The following is a 17,911-nucleotide window of genomic DNA, read 5'->3' on the forward strand; positions in this document are numbered from 1 at the left end:
TATGTCCGCTGCCCCGAGGAGCGACCATGCTCGATCACGCGTCCGGCCGCATCGACATCGCCCGCCTTCAGGATACGCTCGACGGACCGTGGGCCGAGGTCCGTCAGGCTCACCGCAAACACCTCGACGAGCGCTTCCTGCCGGTCTACGGCGAGACCGGCGACCAGGCGCGCGAGCGGATCACCCGGCTGCTCGGCGAACTGCCGGTCGAGCTGGGCATCGCCGCGGGCTTCCCGGCCGAGTACGGCGGCCGGTCCGACGTGGGCGCCTCGATCGTCGCCACCGAGATGCTGGCGCAGGTCGACCTGTCACTCATGGTGAAGGCCGGCGTGCAGTGGGGCCTGTTCGGCGGCGCGGTCGCCGCCCTCGGCACGAAGCGGCACCACGACGCCTACCTGCGCGACATCGTCGAGGGACGGATCTTCGGCTGCTTCGCGATGACCGAGACCGGCCACGGCTCGGACGTGCAGCAACTGCGCACCACCTGCGAGTACGACCCGCAGACGCAGACCTTCGACCTGCACACGCCGCACGAGGCGGCGCGCAAGGACTACATCGGCAACGCGGCCCGGGACGGGCGGATGGCTGTGGTCTTCGCCCAGCTGATCACCGGCGGGCGCCGCCACGGGGTGCACGCGTGGCTGGTGCCGATCCGCGACGAGCACGGCAACCCGATGCCCGGCGTGACGATCGGCGACGCCGGCCCCAAGGCCGGACTGCTCGGCGTGGACAACGGGCGGCTCAGCTTCGACCACGTACGGGTGCCGCGGGACATGCTCCTGGACCGGTACGCGCAGGTGGCCGAGGACGGGACGTACTCCAGCCCGATCGAGAACGACTCCCGCCGCTTCTTCACCATGCTCGGCACGCTGGTGCGGGGCCGGGTCAGCGTGGGTGGCGCCGCGTCGGCGGCCACCAAGGCGGCGCTGGCCATCGCGGTGCGGTACGGCGACATCCGCCGCCAGTTCAGTGACGCCGAGGGCGACCGCGAGGTGCTGCTCAACGACTACCTGGCCCACCAGCGCAAGCTGCTGCCCGCGCTGGCCACCACGTACGCGCTGCACTTCGCCCAGACCGAGCTGGTCGCCGCGCTCGACGAGATCCAGGGCGGCGACGGGCCGGTCGACGAGCACCGGCAGCGGGAGCTGGAGTCGCGGGCCGCCGGGCTCAAGGCGGCGCAGACCTGGCACGCCACACGCACCATCCAGGCGTGCCGGGAGGCGTGCGGCGGCGCCGGTTACCTGTCCGAGAACCGGCTGCCGAGCCTCAAGGCCGACACCGACGTGTTCACCACGTTCGAGGGCGACAACACGGTCCTGCTCCAGCTCGTCGCCAAGGGGCTGCTGACCGGCTACCGGGACGAGTTCGGCTCGCTGGACGGCTGGGGACGCGCGTCCTTCGTCGCCGAGCAGGTACGCGAGATGGTGCTGGAGCGCACCGCCGCCCGGGCACTCATCGCGCGGCTGGTCGGTGCCGTGCCCGGCCGGGACGACGAGGTCGCCGTCACTGACCGGGGCTGGCAGCTCAAGGTGTTCGAGGACCGGGAGGAGCACCTGCTCGACAGCGCGGTCCGCCGCCTGCGTGGTGGCGCGTCCAGCAAGAAGGACCGCCCGTTCGACATCTTCAACGACGTGCAGGACCACGTCCTCGCCGTCGCCGCCGCGCACGTCGACCGCGTCACGCTGGAGGCGTTCGTCGCCGGCATCGACGCCACCGCCGACCCGGGGGTCAAGGAGCTGCTGTCGCGGGTCTGCGACCTGTACGCGCTGAGCGTCATCGAGGCGAACAAGGGCTGGCTGCTGGAGCACGGCCGGCTCACCCCGGCCCGGTCGAAGGCGATCACCGGGGTGGTGAACGGGCTGCTCAAGGAGCTGCGCCCGTACATGCGCACGCTCGTGGACGGTTTCGCCATCCCGGATGCGTGGCTGCACGCCGCGATCCTGCGCGAGGAGCCCGCCCGGCAGGACGAGATGGCCGCCCACGACGCAGCCGACCCGCAGGCGGCGGGCGCCGAGTCGACGGCCGCCACCGCCGATTCGCCGGCCGCCGCCCCGTAGCCGCGGTACGCAGCACAGGGCGTACCGCGGACCGGCGTCGCGGGGTTCGTCAGAGCGTCCGGTACGAGCCGAACGTGCCGCGCGTCGTCCAGCCCCGGAAGAGGCCGAGCCCGTACCCGTGCCCGCTGCAGTCGCTGGAGTGGTAGCCGATGACGTTCTGGAAACCGCCGCTCCAGCCGAGCAGCCAGTCGGCGTCGGCCGGGAACGGGCGGCAGAGGTCGTCCGGCGCGGCCTGCCGGGCGACCACGGCGAGCGGATTGCTGGAGTAGAAGACCAGACCCGTGTCGGGGTTCGGGATCGACGCCGGATCGGCTGCGGCGGGCGCGGCGATCAGCGGGACGGTCAGGGCCGCGGCGGCGAGACCGGCGGCGACTCGCAGGACGGACGTGCGCATTCTGTCCTCCAGGGACGGTGGTCGGCCAGGGAGGGGCGGCGGTTTCCCGCCCCGTCAGGAGCGATGCGCATCGATGCCAACGGTGCCGCAGAAAGGTTGAGTTGTCAATCAAGTCGGCGGCAAACATCGACCGACGTATATTGACACATTTCGTTACGGCGGTGATAGTAACTGCAAAGCTCCCGCCGGTCCCTCCGCGGGGACGCATCGCGGCGGCGCCACACCGACGTGTCGACTCACCGCCACCACCACCATCCAGGGAGCGCCGTCACGACGTCCCCTGGAGGGCGCATGAGAAGACGATCGAAGATCTACGCCGGGCTGGCGGCCGCCCTCGTCCCGCTCGCCGCCGTGGTCGTGGCGCTCGGCGCGGCACCGGCCGGTGCCGCGATCGGCGGCTCGGGGCCCTACCCCGCCGACTACGAGACCTCGTCGAGCCTGCCCGGCCACACCATCTTCCGGCCCCAGACGCTCCCGTCCGAGCGCCTTCCCGTCCTGGTGTGGGGCAACGGCGCCTGCTCGGCGAACGGCCTGTCGCAGGGCAACTTCCTGCGCGAGATCGCCTCCCACGGCTTCCTCGCCATCGCCAACGGCGCACCGAACGGCTCCGGCTCCACGAACTCCCAGATGCTCACCCAGTCCATCGACTGGGCAGTGGCGGAGAACTCCCGGTCGGGCAGCAAGTACTACAACCGGATCGACACCACGAAGATCGCCGTGGCCGGCTTCTCCTGCGGTGGCCTGGAGGCGTACGCGGTCTCGAACGACCCGCGCGTCACCACCACCGGCATCTTCAGCAGCGGCCTGCTGAACGACGCCGACGACTACCAGCTGCGGAGACTGACCAAGCCGATCGCGTACTTCATCGGCGGGCCCAGCGACATCGCGTACCCGAACGCGATGGACGACTGGGGCAAGCTGCCGACCGGGCTGCCCGCCTTCATGGGCAACCTGAACGTCGGACACGGCGGCACCTACGACCAGCCCGACGGCGGCGAGTTCGGCCGCGTCGCGGTGCTCTACCTCAAGTGGCGCCTGAAGGGCGACGTCAGCGCCGGCGCCAACTTCGTCGGCCCGGACTGCGGTCTGTGCCGCAGCCAGTGGAGCGTCCAGCAGAAGAACCTGACGCTGGACGGCCCGCCGCCCACCACTCCCCCGCCCACGACCCCGCCGCCCACCACGCCCCCGCCGACCACACCGCCGCCGGGTGGGGCCGCCTGCACCGCCGTCTACGCCGTCCAGGACCAGTGGAACGGTGGCTTCGTCGCCAACGTGACGGTCACCGCCGGGGGTACCGCGCTGACCGGCTGGCGCGTGACGCTCACGCTGCCGGGCGGCGCCGCGATCAGCTCGCTGTGGAACGGCGTGCCCAGCGGCACCAGCGGCACCGTCACCGTGGCCAACCAGAGCTACAACGGACGGCTGGCCGCGGGGCAGGCCACCACCTTCGGATTCCAGGGCACCGGTACCGGCGGCGGCGCCACCGTCACCTGCGCCGGAAGCTGAGCCACCTCGGCGGGGCCGGCAGCGGATGCCGGCCCCGCCGAGGTGAGTACCGTCTCGCCGCCACCCCCGGCGGCCCCGGTCCGTCGTGGACGGTCCGGGAAGGCCGCCGGTGACACCGGAGTCGACGACGGCCACGAGCTGGTCCCGGCCCCGGCTGTGCGGCCACGCCGGCGCCGGGGCCGGCGGCGTCAGCGCGAGCGGTACGGACGCGACGACCGCGGCCCGCCGGACGGTACGGACGCGGCGTCACCGCGCCCCGCGTCCGCCGTGAGACGCAGACCTCCCCGCGCGACGCCTCTGCACGGTGTGCCGGCCGACGCGGCCGGCACACCCTCTTGACCGTCCTAGGACATCAGTCCGATCCGGCTGCGGAACGTCACCTCGACGTGGCCTGCGCCGCGGTGTCGATGAGGTCCGCGACGGCGGCCGGCTGCGAGACGGTCACCGCGTGGGACGCGTCGACCTCGACCGTCGTCGACCCGGCCCGCTGTGCCAGGAAGTGCTGCAGATCCGGCGGGATCGCCAGATCCTGGGTGGTCACGAGCGTCCAGGACGGGATGCTCCTCCAGGCGGCCCGCGTCACGCTGTCGGTCAGCGTGTTCGCCGCGGCCGGCCGCTGCGTGGCCGCCATCACCGCGGCGGTCTCCCGGGGGACGTCGGGGGCGAAGAAGTCCGGGTAGGTCTCCTGCTTGACGTACTGGTCCATGTCCGCGCCGCCGTCCTGCACGGGGATCGGCACCGCCTGGACGTTGTCGGCGAGCCGGCTGCCGGGGAACCTCGCGTTCAGGTCGGCGACCGATTCGCCGACATCCGGGCTGAAGCTGGCGACGTACACCAGGGCCCGGACGTTGGCGGCGCCGTCCGCGGCCTCGGTGATGATCGCTCCGCCGTAGGAGTGGGCTGCCAGCACGACCGGTCCGGACAGGCTGTCCACGAGGGCGCGCAGGTAGGCGGCGTCCCCCTGCACGCTGCGCAGCGGGTTCGCGACGGCGATGGCCGGATAGCCGCGGCGCTGGAGATCGGCGATCACCCCGTTCCAGCTCGACCCGTCCACGAATGCCCCGTGAACGAGCACGACAGTCGGCATTCCGGTCTCCGGCATGGGTGCGGCGCTCATCTGACATTCCTTTCGACAGGCCCGGCGGAGACTCCAATATCGGACACGCGCGGAATCGCTGTCAGCGGAATGCGGACACGTCGGTGAATGGTCACACCGGCCCTTCCGCCGCTATCCGAGGAGCCCGAACCCCGCAACCGATTCCCACGAACGCCCGGCTGAGAGAATGCTGAGAACCAACCCGGCCGGCGAGGGCCGGTGGCCACGTCCCGGACCGAACGTTCTGTTCGTTAACATGGGGTCATGGCGCGTGAGAGCTCTGGCACCCGGCCCTCGGAGGCACGAATCCGGCTTCTCGACACGGCGACCAGAGTCTTCTACGCCGAAGGTATCCATTCCGTCGGGGTCGACCGGATCATCGCGGAGGCGAGAGTCACCCGCGCCACCTTTTACCGGCACTTTCCCGGTAAGGACGATCTCATTCTCGCCTATCTGCGGCGGGTGCACGAAATGGACCGCGCCGCCGTGGAAGCGGCGATCGCGGACAACCCGTCTCCCGTCGATCGCCTGCTGGCCGTCGCCGAGTCCGTCGCCAGGGGCATCCGGTCCCCCGGATTCCGGGGCTGCGCATTCCTGAACGCGGCGGCGGAATATCCGGACGACGAGCATCCGGTGCACCGGGAGATCATCGCCCACCGCCAATGGTTCCTCGACACGCTCACCGCCCAGATGGCGCAGGTCCACGAGCCGACGGCGGACGCCGCCGCCCGCCACTTCGTCATGCTCCGCGACGGCGCCATGGCGGCCGGCTGCCTCTTCGACCCCGCGCTGGTGTCGGAGACGTTCCTGCGCGGGGTCGAAGGGCTCCTGTGCGTCAACACCGGGCACGGGCCGGCCGGATCCGCCGGCTGATCCGGCGCTCAGACCACCTCGGGCGAGGCGTCCGCCCGCGCCGCGCGGCCGAGGCGGACGGCCGAGACGAGGAAGAACACGGCGCCGGGCACGGCGTAGCCGATCGCGCCGGTCAGCGCCGGATCGTCGGCCGACGCGGCCGCGACGAACGACGCCCCGGCGAGGACGGAGATGCCGCCGCTGAGGATCATCGGCCACTGACCGCCCAGCCGGCGGCGCGGCACGGCCACGATCAACTGGACGAGTCCGGCCACGACCGCCCAGGCGCCCCACACCCGCAGCACGGCCGGGACGCCGGACGTACCGGCGACGGCCAGGCCGACGGCGGCCAGCAGGCTCACCGCGACGTTCAGGTAGAGCGGGGCCGGCGATCCGGCGGCCCGCGAGGCGCGGATGTCGGCCACGGCGGCGGCCACGTCGAACAGCGGGTAGATCACGAGCAGCGTCACGGTCACCGGGTCGAGGTGCCCGGCGAGCGGGAGCGTCACCGCGACCCAGACGGCGGCGAAGACGAAGCGGACGAAGTACAGCCGCCGCAGTCCGGCCGCCGCGGCCGGGACGCGGGGGGGGGGTGGTGACGGAGGTGGTCATGGACATCCTCTCGGTGGTTCCTGAGCGCGCGCGAACGTCCGGCGGCCGCCGGGCCGCGAGAGAGAACGAACGTTCTGTCTCACATAAGCATGACCTCGTGGCGGCCCCGCGTCAAGACCGATCGTTCTCCCTCTGGGGGCGATCTCCGTGGCGTCTCTCGCGGGACGAGCGCGGGCGGCTCACGCCTCGGCGTCGCGCTCCGGCCCTCCCCCCGAACCACCGGCGGGGCCGGAACCCCCGGCGGCCGCCCGCGGTCGCGCAGCGTGTCGACCGGCCCGGTGGGACCTCGGAGCCACCGAGGGCGAGACCCGGGCGTACTTCACGGCGATGGTCGACGACGTCCGCCGCCGCCTGCGCAGCGGTGAACTGTCCGCCGACCTGGACCCGGCGTACGTGGTGCTGACGTTCTTCGCGGCGGCGATGGCGCCCACCGTGCTGCCACAGGTGGTCCGGCGGCTGACCGGCCTGGCGGCCGACTCGCCCGAGTTCCTCGACGCGTACGCCGCCCGACTCCGCCGGGTGCTCGGTCACCTCGGGGGCGACACTCCCCCGCCGGATCGACCGGGCGTGCCGAGCGGCACGCCCGGCCGGGCCGTCACGGGCAGGGGCCGCCCGCGCAGACGTCGATCACCTTGCCGGTGAGCAGGAACACCGCCTTCTGCCGCTGGGCGCCGGGCTGGGCGCGCGGGAACTCGTGCGAGTCCTCGCCGTACTCCGGTCCGGCCGGTGCGAGGTTCGTCGGCGGCGGCGCGTAGGCCGCACCGCTGTTCCAGACCACCATGGCCGAGCCGGCGTACGGGTACCTGCGGATCGGCGCGATGCCCCAGAACGGCGCAACGTCCGGCGACCAGCCGGGGGCGAGCGCCGGGGTGTGCAGGCGGGCGCCGATGGTGCGCGCCTGGACCTCCGCCGCGACGGTCGAGACCTGCTGGTCGGCGAAGGCCACGTGCATCAGCACCCGGTGCGCCGGGGTACGCGGCAGCGGCCGGTCGGTCATGTGCCGGGCGTACCCGTTGGCCTCCGACCGGTCCCACAGCATCTGGAGCAGACCGAAGACGATCTGCTGGTCGATCTTGTCCGGGTAGTAGCCGTCGAGGACGGTCTGGAACGGGGCGAAGTCGACGCTGCGTTGCAGCAGCGTGGAGTAGTTCATCGCGGGCACGCCGAGCACCGAGCGGGTCCAGTCCTGGGCGATGGCGGTCAGTGCGCCGCCGTTGATGCCGCCCTGGCTGTTGCCGTCGTAGTGCAGTCCGCCCTTCACGTCGATCAGCGGCCGCCCGGCGGCGTCACGGAACGCCGGGTGAGCGGCGAAGCCGTCGCGGTGGATCATCGTCCGCCCCAGGAAGAGGAAGTTCAGGAAGCTCTGCTGGAGCCGGTCGGCCACCGCCGGGAAGGCACTGAGGTCGGTGAAGGCACCCGCCACGTACGGGACGTCGGCCGCGGCCATGCCGATCCAGCTCGTCGCGCAGAAGGTGAAGTCGTACGTCTGCGACATGGTCTTGACGTTGCCGGCGTTGATCTCGGTGGGCCGGCCGAGCAGGCCGTGACCGTAGAGCGAGAGGTGGGCCGGTCGCGCGGCGGACGCACTGCGCGGGATGTTGCAGACGAAGTCGGCCGCCACGGTCGTGCCGGACGGTGTGGGCAGGGCGCTCGGCGTCGGCGGGGTGCCGTCGCCGCCGGGCGGCCCGTAGTGCAGCCGCGAGCCCGGCCCGCCGTCACCGGTCAGGTAGGACGGTACGGCGACGGTGCCGGTCACCTGCCGGGCGATCAGCGGGTCCTGCTCGGGCGTGTAGTCGGTGACCTGGGTGACGGTGAACGAGGGCGCACGGCGGCCGAGCGCGGCGAACGCGCCGTCCCGGACCGCCAGCATCCGCCCGGTTAGGCCCTGCCTGCTGGCGACCGTGAAGTCCCAGGCCAGGTAGAGGCTGCGCCGCTCGACGCCGGCCCGGCTCAGGTCGGCGAGGATCCGCTTCATCTGCGGCGCGCGGGAGTCCCGATGGTCCAGGCCGGCGCCGGTCACATACCGTCGGAACGCCTTCGGCGCCGGGATCAGCGCTCCGTCGCCGTCGCGCATGCCGCGCAGGGCGACGACGTACCGGGCGCCCTCGGTCAGCGCCACCGCCGGCCGGATGATCAGCACCTGCCGGTCCGGGCTGCCGGCGGCGTGCGCGTCCAGTTCGGCCCAGTACGGCGTACGCCGGCCGGTGCGGGCGTCGAGGAGCACGATCGGCGCGTCCGGCGTCAGGGAGCGGCCGACGTCGGTGACCGGCGCGATCCGCGTCCGTGCGGCGTCGAGGCCGGGTACGCGCGCCAGGATCGGCGAGCCGGGGCTGAACCCGTCCTGCCGGTTCCACTCGGCCGGGTCGATCGGCACGCCGAGCACGTTGGCGGGCATCGCGGAGGCCGCGAACCGGACCCGCTTGCCGGTCGGGGTGCTGCGGTCCGGGACGGTGAAGTAGTCGTTCGGGAACGGCAGCAGGCAGGCCGCCGGGTCGATCGGGTCGCAGGACCGCTGCCCGGCCGGCGCGGAAGTCGCGGACGGCGCCGCGGCGGCGCCGGAGCCGAGCAGCACGGCCGATGCGGTCACCAACGCGGACACGGCGAGACGGAGCCGTCTGGGGGTGGGCACGCGTGTCTCCTTCGACATCGGACGGTGGTGTTCTTCCTACGCTCGTGAACGGATCCCGGCAAGGGGCGCCACAATCGACGCCGCCGGGCCGCCGTTCCTCACCAGCGCGAACACGAACCGGTCCGGCCGCAGCACCACGAGGTCGGCGCCGTGCCGCCGCAGCCACCCGCCGAGCACCCCGTCGGCGTCGACCACGTCGACGCGGCCCGGCCGGTCGTCCCCCGCCGCGGCGAGCGGGTCCGGCAGGCCGGCGATCGGCGTGCCGGGCGGGTGGACCGCGACGAACCGCACCGGCGGCCCCTGCCACAGCGGTCCGGGCGGGTCGGCCACGCCGGCGCGGCCCAGCACCGCGAAGCCGTCGCCGAGCGCCTCGTCGAGCAGGCGCTCGCCGGGCACACCCGGGACGAGGACGCGCGGCTGGGGGAACATCGTCCCGACCACGCCGTCGCGCCGCCCGCCGGCCATCAGGCCCCGCCGGTACGCCGGGACCGGCTTGAACTCGAAGCGCTCGACGAACCGCCGTACCCGGGGAATCGTCTGGACCGCCCGCAGCGCGGTGTCGCGCAGCCCGGCGGTGATCCGGTTGCGGGCCAGGAAGACATGTCCCAGCCGGACGCTCGTACGCGCCATCTCCACCGTGTGCGGGCGCCGCTCGGTCTCGTACGTGTCGAGCACGGCGGGGTCGGCGGCGCCGGACAGCACCAGCGCCAGCTTCCACGACAGGTTCGCCGCGTCGCGCAGGCCGCTGCACAGGCCCTGGCCCATGAACGGGGGCATCTGGTGCGCCGCGTCGCCGAGCAGGAACACGCGCCCCTCCCGCCACCGCCGCGCGACGAGGTGGTGGAAGGTGTAGACCACCGCCCGGGTGACGGTGAACCGGTCCGGGTCGACGTACGGGGAGACGAGCGCGGCGATGCTCTCCGGCCGCCGCATCTCGTCCTCGGTCTCGCCCGGGCGCAGCATGAACTCCATCCGGTAGCTGCCGGCCGCGCCCGGAGAGACGAACGCCGGGCGCCGCCAGTCGCAGACGAACGTGGTGTCGGGCACCCGTACCGCGTCGGGCGGCACGTCGCCGGAGACCGCGAGCCACGGTTCGGCGTAGCTCGCCCCGGACAGCGGGATCCGGACGGCGGCGCGGGTGGCGCTGCGGGCGCCGTCGCAGCCGAGCACGTACCGGGCGCGGACCGCCCGCCGCTGCCCGCCGGCCACGTCGGACAGCAGCACGGTCACGCCGTCCTCGTCCTGGGTGAGGCCGACCAGCTCGGTGCCGAGCGCGAGCTGGACGTGCGGGAAGCGGTCCAGCCCGGTGCGCAGCGTGTGTTCCAGTCGTGGCTGGTCGAAGAAACGCAGCGGCGCGTGCCCGTACCCGAAGTCCGTCTCGGACAGCTTCATCCGGGCGAAGACCCGGCCCGCGCGGTTGACGTACTCGACCAGCGGCGGCGCGATCATCTCGTCGCGTACCTCGTCGAGGAGGCCAGCCTGCTGGTAGATGCGCAGCGCCTCGTCGTCGCAGGAGAAGGCCCGCGGCTGACCGTGCGGGGCCGCGCTGCGTTCGACGACGAGCGTGGTGACGCCGCGGGCGCCGAGCAGGTTGGCGGTGAGCGCGCCCACCGGCCCGCAGCCGATGACGGCGACCTCGACCTCCTGGACCTCCTGGTGAGCCGGCGGCTGAACTGAGTCCATCATGGTGCCCCTTCGGAACGTGGTCCCGGACGGTTCTCCGCCGCCCGGCACCGGTCAGGGCACCAGCCCGCTGTGGAAGGGGTGTGGAGGCGGCGTGGAGGCGGGCCTCCACACCGGTCAGAAGGCGGCGAACCGGGGCAGCAGCAGAGCCGCGCCCTGGCCGGCGGCGATCCGCGCGCCGAGGTCCCACTCCGCGCGGTCGCGCCGGGCCGCGCCGCGGATCCGGTGCAGCTCCGCGACGAAGACGCGCTCGCCCACCCGGTCCGCCAGTGCCAGCGCCTCCTCGGCCAGCGTCGCCGCGGTGTCCGGACGGCCGCCGGTCAGGTACGCCTCGGCCATCGCGCAGAGCGTGATGGTCCGGGTGGACCGCAGCCCGGGACGGTAGAACTCCTCTGCGGCGGCGCGCATCGCGTCGAGCCGGCCGTGGTCGCCGCCGCGCGCGGCCGCCCACTCCAGGAAGTACGCGCCGGTCGCCGTCATGTGCGGCAGGCCGGTGGCCCGGCCGATGTCCCGGCACCGTCGCCCCGCCGCGTCGGCCGCGGCGACGTCGTGTTCCTGCATCGCCAGCCAGGCGGCGTAGAGCGCCGCGTTGGCCCGGCCGTACGGGTCGTCGAGTTCCTCGGCGAGGGCCTCGGCGGCGGCGATGTCCGCCCACGCCCCGGCCGGGTCGCCGCGCATCGAGCGCACGAGCGCCCGGAAGTTGTGGCAGGCCAGCACGGGGCGCCGTCCGACCTCGCGGCGCAGCAGCGCCCGGTCGACGGTACGCAGCCGCTCGATGCCCGCGGTGAGCCGCCGCTCGCCCTCGGCCTGGCGGCCGGTGAAGTAGCCGACCGCGCCGAGCAGGTACTCACCGGCGACGGCGATCAGCCCGCTGCCGTCGTCCGGTGCCCGGACGAGCCGCCCGGCGAGGTCGGCGCAGATGGCGAACTCGGCCCGGTTGGCGGCCAGTTCGCCGAGCGCCCAGAGCGCGTGGCGGATGTCGGCGTCCGGCCCCACCAGCGTCAGCAGTTCGCGGGCGCGGGCGCAGACCCGGTCGACCGCGTCGCTGCCGACGCCCACCGTCATCTGGAGCAGGGCCGCGCGGTGCAACTGGACGGTCAGCTCGGTGACCGCCGCGCCGGGCGTGACCCGCGCGGCCGGGGCCAGCCGGAGCGCGGCGCGTTCCAGGTGGCCGAGCGCGTCCTCGTAGGCGACCCGGCGGGTGGCGTCGTCGGCGGCGCGCAGCGACCACCGCAGATGGTCCTCGCCGTGGCCGAGCCCGACGGCCTCGCCGTAGTGGTGGGCCAGCTCCGCCGGTGCGGTGCCCGCAGTCCGCTCGTACGCGGCGGCCAGCCGGGCGTGCAGCGCGGCCCGGCGCGGCGGGACCAGCTCGGCGTAGGTGACCTCGGCCATCAGCGGATGGCGGAACGCGAGCGCGCCCGGCCCGGTCTCGACCACCAGCGCGGCCGGATACGCCGGGGCGAGGTCCTCGGCGACCGCCTCGGCGGTGCTGTCCAGTGCCGCCGCCAGCACCGCCAGGTCCAGGTCGTGCCCGGCCACGCTGAGCAGGTCGAGGCACCGCCGGGTGGGGCCGGGCAGTCCGGCGAGCCGCAGCCGCACGGTGTCCCGGATGCTCGGCGGCAGCTCCGCGCCGGCGGCCGGGCCGGTCCGGGACCGCAGCAGCTCGGTGAGGAAGAACGGGTTCCCCCCGGTCCGGGTGACCAGCCGGGTCACCACCGGCTCCGGTGGCGCCTCGCCGGTGCGGTCCCGGACCAGGTCGGCGACCGCCGAGGCGTCCAGCCCGGCGAGCCGGACCTGACCGAAGCCGCTCCCGCGCGCCAGCTCGGCGACGGTCGCCACCAGAGCCGGGTCGTCGTCGTACGGCCGGAGCGTGGCGACCACCAGCGCCCGGGACGCGGGCAGGGCGGCGGCGAGGAACCGCAGCAACAGCAGCGAGTCCGGGTCGGCGGCGTGCAGGTCGTCCAGGACCACGAGCAGGCCACGTTCCCGGGCCGCCGCGTGCACCAGTTCGGCCACCGCCTCGTACACCTGGAACCGCGCCGTGGGGTCCAGACCGCGACCGTCCGCCGGCCCGGTCGGCGCGCCGGCGGCGAACCCGCCCAGCCGGCCCGCCGAGCCGGTGGCGCCGGTCTGCGGCATCGCCACCAGCGCGCGTACCACCTGGCTCCACAGCCAGAACGGCGGCGCCTGCCCGACGTCCGGGCACCGGCCCCAGACCACCGGGACGCCGGTCGCGGCGGCCCGCGCGCCGAGCGCCGCGGCGAGGCTGGTCTTGCCGATACCGGCCTCCCCCACCAGCGTCAGCACCCGCCCGCCGTGCCCGGTCGCCGCGTCCAGCGTCTCCCGCAGCCGCTCCAGCTCCGCGTCCCGGCCCACGAGCGGTCCGCCGTCACGCTCCGGCGGGGCCGGGCGTCCGGCCGCCGCCGGGCCGGCGACCTCCGCCGGGCTGCTCCGGTCCGGCGGTACGGCCTGCTCCAGGATCAGCCGGTGCACCGCGCGGATCTGCTCACCGGGGTCGAGCCCGTACTCGCCGGCCAGGATCCGGCGCCCCTCGTCGAAGACGGCGAGCGCCTCGGTCTGCCGCCCCGAGCGGTACAGCGCCAGCATCAACTGCGCCCGGGCGCCCTCACGCAGCGGGTTCGCCGACACGAACCGGCGCAGCTCCGGCAGCAGCGTCGCGTGCCGTCCGGCGGCGACGGCGGCGGTCAACCGCCCCTCCTCAGCGCTCAACCGCAGCTCGGCCAGCCGGGCCGCCTCCGGGCGCACCGCGGCCAGCTCGGCCACGCCCGCCAGCGGCTCGCCGCGCCACAACGCCAGCGCCTCGGTGTACGTCCGCTCGGCGGCCGCCGCCTGCCCGGCCGCGAGCGCGTCCGCCGCCCGGTCCACCAGGCCGGCGAACCGGATCGCGTCCACCGCGTCGGAGTCGACCCGCAGCTCGTACCCCCGCGGGTGGCTGCGCAGGACGCGCGCCGGCTCGCGGTGGGACCGTTGCGGCTCCACGGCCCGGCGCAGCCCGGCGACGTACGTGCGCAGCGTGGTCGGCGCGCTGGCCGGCGGTCGCGCGTCCCAGAGCGCGTCGACCAGCCAGTCGGCGGCGACGAACCGGTTCGGCCGCAGCAGGAACAGGGCCAGCAGCGCCTGCTGCTTCGGCCCGCCGAGGGGCACGACCCGCCCGTTCCGGACGACCTCCGGCGGGCCCAGCACACGGAACTGCACAGTCACGTCGACGACGACCCCATCGTGCCGAGTATGGCAGCGCCCGGTCCACTCCGGACACCGACGATCGGTCAGGGCACGGTCAGCGGGCTGCCTGCCCTCCGCACCTCCCCCATGAAGTGCAGGATCTCCTCGTGGTTCGTCGACATCACAGCGGTCATGGCGCCGGTGCGGTAGTAGATGTCGACCCGGACCGGGTCCGGCTCCAGTGAGACCGGCTCGTCGGCGCGCATCCGCGCGAGGACGCCCGGCACGTCGTACGCCAGGGTCACGTCCGGGCGGTGGAAGTACTCGACACCGCCGATCTCGACGACGGGGAGCTCGTCGGGATCGCAGACCGGCTGGGTCAGCAGGTCGTAGCGGTACACCTCGTCGAGGAACGGGCGGACGTCGTCCGCGAGCTGCCGCGAGACCACCTCCTGCCACCACAGCTCCAGCGCCCGCCGCCCGTCCGCCTCGGTGAAGAGGTAGCCGATGGCGGCCGCGTACGCCGGCGCGCCGCCGCCGTGCCCCCGCATCGCGGCCTCCCGCAACGGGATCGCCTCCCGCGCCGAGGTGGTGTCCGCCCAGTCGGCGAGGCTGTTGAGGACCCGGGACTGCTCCCACCCGGCCAGCCGCCGCAGCGGCAGCCAGCAGTGACGCAGGACGGCGTTCTCGGCCATCACCCGGGCCCAGAACAGGAACCGCTGCATCACGGCGTTGTCCTCGAACGTCATGGTGCGGTGGGCGAGCACGTACTCGAAGTCGTCGTTGTCGCCGCGCAGCGCGACGATGCCGTACAGCTCCTTGTTCTCCGCGTACTCGGTGTTCGGCAACAGCATGATCGGGTAGACGGCGATGCGGGACACGTGCTGGGCGAGTTCGTCGTACCCGGCCAGGAACGACTCGACGGTGTCGCCCGGCGCACCCCAGATCAGCTCGGCGTAGCAGTCCAGCCCTTCCCGGTTGAGCCACCGCACCAGGTCACGCCAGTCGTTGACCTTCATGTTCCGCCGGCGCATCAGCGTCAGGGCGTCCGGGTTGAGCGACTGGAGGGCCAGGGTGAAGGAGCTGCGCAGCCCGGCCTCCTTCATCCGCCGCACGATCTCGTAGAACACCTTCGACTTGTTCTTGGCCCACGAGCTCTCGAAGGCCAGCGGGAAGCCGTGACGCCGTTTGATGTCGATGAGGTCGTCGACGAGTTCCAGGTCGATCGGCAGCATGCCGAAGTTGGCGTCGCAGGCGACCACCGTGTGCACGCCGCACCGGGCGAACAGTTCCAGCTCGGCGCGCAGCCGTTCCCGGGAGAACGCGCGTACCCGCTGGCCGACCGCGCCGCCCCAGTAGCAGAACGAGCACTTGTACGGGCAGCCGCGGTTGGTCTCGAACAGCGCGACGTCGTAGCGGAACCGGCCGTCGGCGTCGAGCAATTCGACGGCTCCGGTGAGGAACGGCGACGGGATGACGTCGAGGTCCTCGATCCGGGGCCGGTCCGGGTTGGTGACCACGCTGCCGTCGGCGCGGTGCCAGGAGATGCCCAGCACCTCGCCGAGGTCGTCCGCGGGCACGCCGGCCAGCCGGGCGCGGAGCAGGTCGAGGAAGGTCAGCTCACCCTCGCCGTTGACCACGACGTCGATCTCCGGGTAGAGCCGGAACACGCGGTCGGCCTGCGCGCTGACGTGGGTGCCGCCGAAGAGCACCCACCCCTGCGGGTTGAGCTGCTTGTAGGTGGCGGCCAGCGCGCCGAAGGCGCGCTGGTTCCAGCCGAAGACGGAGAACCCGATCACGTCGGGCAGGGGGCCGGCGAACAGCCGGGCGGCCATCTCCCCGTGCGTCACCCGCCCCCGGAAGTTGCAGATCTCCACCGACACCCGGGCGTCCAGCTCGGCGTCGCCGGACACCATCGCCTTGAGGTACGCCGAGGCGAGCGGCAGCGACTCCAGCGGCATGTCCCAGACGCCCTGCTGCACCAGGACCACCCGAAGGTGCCGGTCAGCGTCGCCGGCGTTCGTCTGGCTGTGCTCCACCGATCCGCCGCCCTACTTGCGGTAGACGGTGATGTGCCGCTCGTCGGAGTCGCGCAGTGGTCGTCCGTCCCAGTGGCCCCAGCGCGACTCCATGGTGAGCCCGCCGAGGCGGGCCATCAGGTCCATCTCGGACGGCATGACGGTGCGGATGCGCATCGGGAAGAACCGGATGCCGTCGGGCCGCAGGACCGCGAACTGGATCGACGAGCACTGGGAGATCCGCTCGCGCCGGGTGAACGTCATCACGACGTGGTCCTTCTCCACCCGTACGGTCTGGGTGCGCTGGTTGCGGTCGTACCGCGCCGGGTCGGGGATGGACGTCTGGATCACGAACCGCCCGCCCGGCTCCAGGACGTCGGCGACCTTCTGGAAGCAGCGGATCTGCTCCTCCTGGTCGGTGATGAACGGCAGGGTGTCGAAGACCGCGTACGCCAGGGAGAACTTGTACGGCAGCGTGAAGTCGGTGAAGTCCTGGACGTGCACGTGCACCAGCTCGCCGCCGGGTTTGTCGCGCAACTGCGTCAGCATCCCCTCCGACGCGTCGATGCCGTGCACCTCGATGCCCCTGCGGGCCAGCGGGACGGCGACCCGGCCGGTGCCGACGCCGAGTTCGAGGACGGGCCCGCCGCCGGAGTTCTCGGCGAGCCACTCGATCGTCTCCTCGGTGTCGCCCGGGTCACCGGCCCAACCTGTCCCGTCGAAGACGTCGGCGACGGCGTCCCCGTAGGTGAAGATCTCGAAGCCTTCCACCGTGTTCTCCTCCACGCCGGTCATTGGGGTACCGGCGAATCGTGGCGGACGGGTGCGCCTGACGCTGCGCTGTTCTGAGCACGAAGTGAGAGCAACTCGATTGGCGTGACGGTGGCGCCGCCGACGGTTGCCCCGGTATGCTGCGGAACCTTCGGTGTGTGCTGTCCATTTGCAACCGTCTAATGAGCAGGCAGGTCGCGACACACCCGGTAACCGTGGCGTGGACGACGGCGTATTGCTAGGCTCGGGCCACGCTTTCGATCGGACGACAAATCTTCAGGAGACGTGAATGGCTGTCGGTCGCTTGGCGGCGGTAACACTGGATTGTTCCGAAATCGCCCCGCTGGTGGCCTTCTACCGGGAAGCAGCCGGCCTCGAGCCGGTGCACGAGTCGGAGTCGGGCGCGTTCCTCCGCAACGGTGACGGCGTCGCCGTGGCGTTGCAGCGGGTGGAGAACTACCGGCGTCCGGAGTGGCCCGGGCAGACGGTTCCCCAGCAACTGCACCTCGACCTGGCCGTCGACGACATCGAGACGGCCGAGACCGAGTTGCTGCGCCTGGGTGCGACGAAACCCGCCGACCAGCCCGGCGACGCGAAGTGGCGGGTCTTCCTCGACCCGGCCGGTCACCCGTTCTGCGCCTCGGTTTGGGACTGAAAAAGAACCACGGAAGGAATGAGACAAGGTGAGCACCGCGACCGCTTCATTTACGCTCGACTCCTGGGACGAAGACGAGTGGCAGGAGACCCCCGACGGCATGAAATTCTCGCGGGCCTCGGTCACCAAGACGTATTCCGGTGAACTCGAGGGCACCAGCCGCGCGCAGTTCCTGTTCGCCTATGGCAAGGGCGGCGCCGGATACGTCGGTCACGAGGTGATCGAAGTGTCGATCGGCGGTTCCAAGGGCAGTTTCATGCTCCAGCACCAGGCCGTCGGATTGATGAGCGACGAGGAGGGCGGCGCCGAGTGGCACATCGTGCCGGGGACCGGCACCGAGGGGCTCGCCGGCATCCAGGGCACCGCCACCATGCGCAAGCTGGAGGACGGCAGCCACACCTTCACGCTGAACTACGAGCTCCTCGACGAACTCGTCTGACGCCCCGAGACCGAGG

14 protein-coding genes are annotated in these 17,911 nt (G+C 73.0%); 6 read left to right on the top strand and 8 right to left on the bottom strand.

Annotation, left to right across the window (positions count from 1 at the left end):
• Nucleotides 1-26: 26 nt before the first annotated feature.
• Nucleotides 27-2,057: an acyl-CoA dehydrogenase family protein gene (locus tag V6U82_RS02440; protein ID WP_334458910.1), complete on the top strand. Its 2,031-nt coding sequence runs from the start codon at nt 27-29 to the stop codon at nt 2,055-2,057.
• Nucleotides 2,058-2,106: 49 nt separating this feature from the next.
• Here V6U82_RS02440 and V6U82_RS02445 read toward each other — a convergent pair whose 3' ends face one another.
• Complete coding sequence (locus V6U82_RS02445) at nt 2,107-2,451, bottom strand: hypothetical protein (protein ID WP_334458911.1); 345 nt, start codon at nt 2,449-2,451, stop codon at nt 2,107-2,109.
• Between the two features lie 291 nt (nt 2,452-2,742).
• Between V6U82_RS02445 and V6U82_RS02450 the strand changes: the two genes are divergently transcribed.
• Nucleotides 2,743-3,957 (top strand): cellulose binding domain-containing protein, encoded by a 1,215-nt coding sequence (locus V6U82_RS02450; protein ID WP_334458912.1) that lies wholly within the window; start codon nt 2,743-2,745, stop codon nt 3,955-3,957.
• Between the two features lie 376 nt (nt 3,958-4,333).
• Here the strand turns inward: V6U82_RS02450 and V6U82_RS02455 are convergent, their stop codons facing one another.
• Nucleotides 4,334-5,074 carry an alpha/beta fold hydrolase gene (locus V6U82_RS02455; RefSeq protein WP_258545235.1) on the bottom strand — a complete coding sequence of 247 codons (741 nt, stop codon included), beginning with the start codon at nt 5,072-5,074 and terminating at the stop codon, nt 4,334-4,336.
• 243 nt (nt 5,075-5,317) lie between these two features.
• Between V6U82_RS02455 and V6U82_RS02460 the strand changes: the two genes are divergently transcribed.
• On the top strand, nt 5,318-5,926 hold the full coding sequence (locus V6U82_RS02460; RefSeq protein WP_334458914.1) for a TetR/AcrR family transcriptional regulator: 609 nt from the start codon (nt 5,318-5,320) through the stop codon (nt 5,924-5,926).
• A gap of 8 nt (nt 5,927-5,934) precedes the next feature.
• Here the strand turns inward: V6U82_RS02460 and V6U82_RS02465 are convergent, their stop codons facing one another.
• Nucleotides 5,935-6,414: a hypothetical protein gene (locus V6U82_RS02465; protein ID WP_334458915.1), complete on the bottom strand. Its 480-nt coding sequence runs from the start codon at nt 6,412-6,414 to the stop codon at nt 5,935-5,937.
• A 430-nt stretch (nt 6,415-6,844) separates the two neighbouring features.
• Between V6U82_RS02465 and V6U82_RS02470 the strand changes: the two genes are divergently transcribed.
• Entirely contained in the window at nt 6,845-7,159 is a 315-nt protein-coding gene (locus V6U82_RS02470) for a hypothetical protein (RefSeq protein WP_334458916.1), read from the top strand.
• On the opposite strand, the gene V6U82_RS02475 is transcribed toward V6U82_RS02470, so the two are convergent.
• The 5 genes from V6U82_RS02475 to V6U82_RS02495 form a co-directional block, all read right to left on the bottom strand.
• Nucleotides 7,113-9,146, bottom strand: a complete 2,034-nt coding sequence (locus tag V6U82_RS02475) for a hypothetical protein (RefSeq protein ID WP_334458917.1) — start codon at nt 9,144-9,146, stop codon at nt 7,113-7,115. The genes V6U82_RS02470 and V6U82_RS02475 overlap by 47 nt on opposite strands.
• A 36-nt stretch (nt 9,147-9,182) precedes the next feature.
• Nucleotides 9,183-10,829, bottom strand: coding sequence for a bifunctional 3-(3-hydroxy-phenyl)propionate/3-hydroxycinnamic acid hydroxylase MhpA (mhpA, locus tag V6U82_RS02480; protein ID WP_334458919.1), 1,647 nt, complete (start codon nt 10,827-10,829; stop codon nt 9,183-9,185).
• A 117-nt stretch (nt 10,830-10,946) separates the two neighbouring features.
• A complete protein-coding gene (locus V6U82_RS02485; RefSeq protein WP_334458922.1) occupies nt 10,947-14,051 on the bottom strand; it encodes a BTAD domain-containing putative transcriptional regulator in 3,105 nt (1,034 codons plus the stop codon).
• A 65-nt stretch (nt 14,052-14,116) separates the two neighbouring features.
• Nucleotides 14,117-16,051: a KedN5 family methylcobalamin-dependent radical SAM C-methyltransferase gene (locus V6U82_RS02490; RefSeq protein WP_334458923.1), complete on the bottom strand. Its 1,935-nt coding sequence runs from the start codon at nt 16,049-16,051 to the stop codon at nt 14,117-14,119.
• A 12-nt stretch (nt 16,052-16,063) separates the two neighbouring features.
• Nucleotides 16,064-16,825, bottom strand: a complete 762-nt coding sequence (locus V6U82_RS02495) for a class I SAM-dependent DNA methyltransferase (RefSeq protein WP_233585713.1) — start codon at nt 16,823-16,825, stop codon at nt 16,064-16,066.
• A 265-nt stretch (nt 16,826-17,090) separates the two neighbouring features.
• Here V6U82_RS02495 and V6U82_RS02500 point away from each other — a divergent pair, with 265 nt between their 5' ends.
• Both V6U82_RS02500 and V6U82_RS02505 read left to right on the top strand, forming a co-directional pair.
• Nucleotides 17,091-17,456 (top strand): VOC family protein, encoded by a 366-nt coding sequence (locus V6U82_RS02500; RefSeq protein WP_114920719.1) that lies wholly within the window; start codon nt 17,091-17,093, stop codon nt 17,454-17,456.
• A 28-nt stretch (nt 17,457-17,484) separates the two neighbouring features.
• Nucleotides 17,485-17,895 carry a DUF3224 domain-containing protein gene (locus V6U82_RS02505; protein ID WP_013287019.1) on the top strand — a complete coding sequence of 137 codons (411 nt, stop codon included), beginning with the start codon at nt 17,485-17,487 and terminating at the stop codon, nt 17,893-17,895.
• Nucleotides 17,896-17,911: the final 16 nt, after the last annotated feature.

This window comes from Micromonospora sp. CPCC 205554 (assembly GCF_036902745.1).
GTDB lineage: Bacteria > Actinomycetota > Actinomycetes > Mycobacteriales > Micromonosporaceae > Micromonospora > Micromonospora tulbaghiae.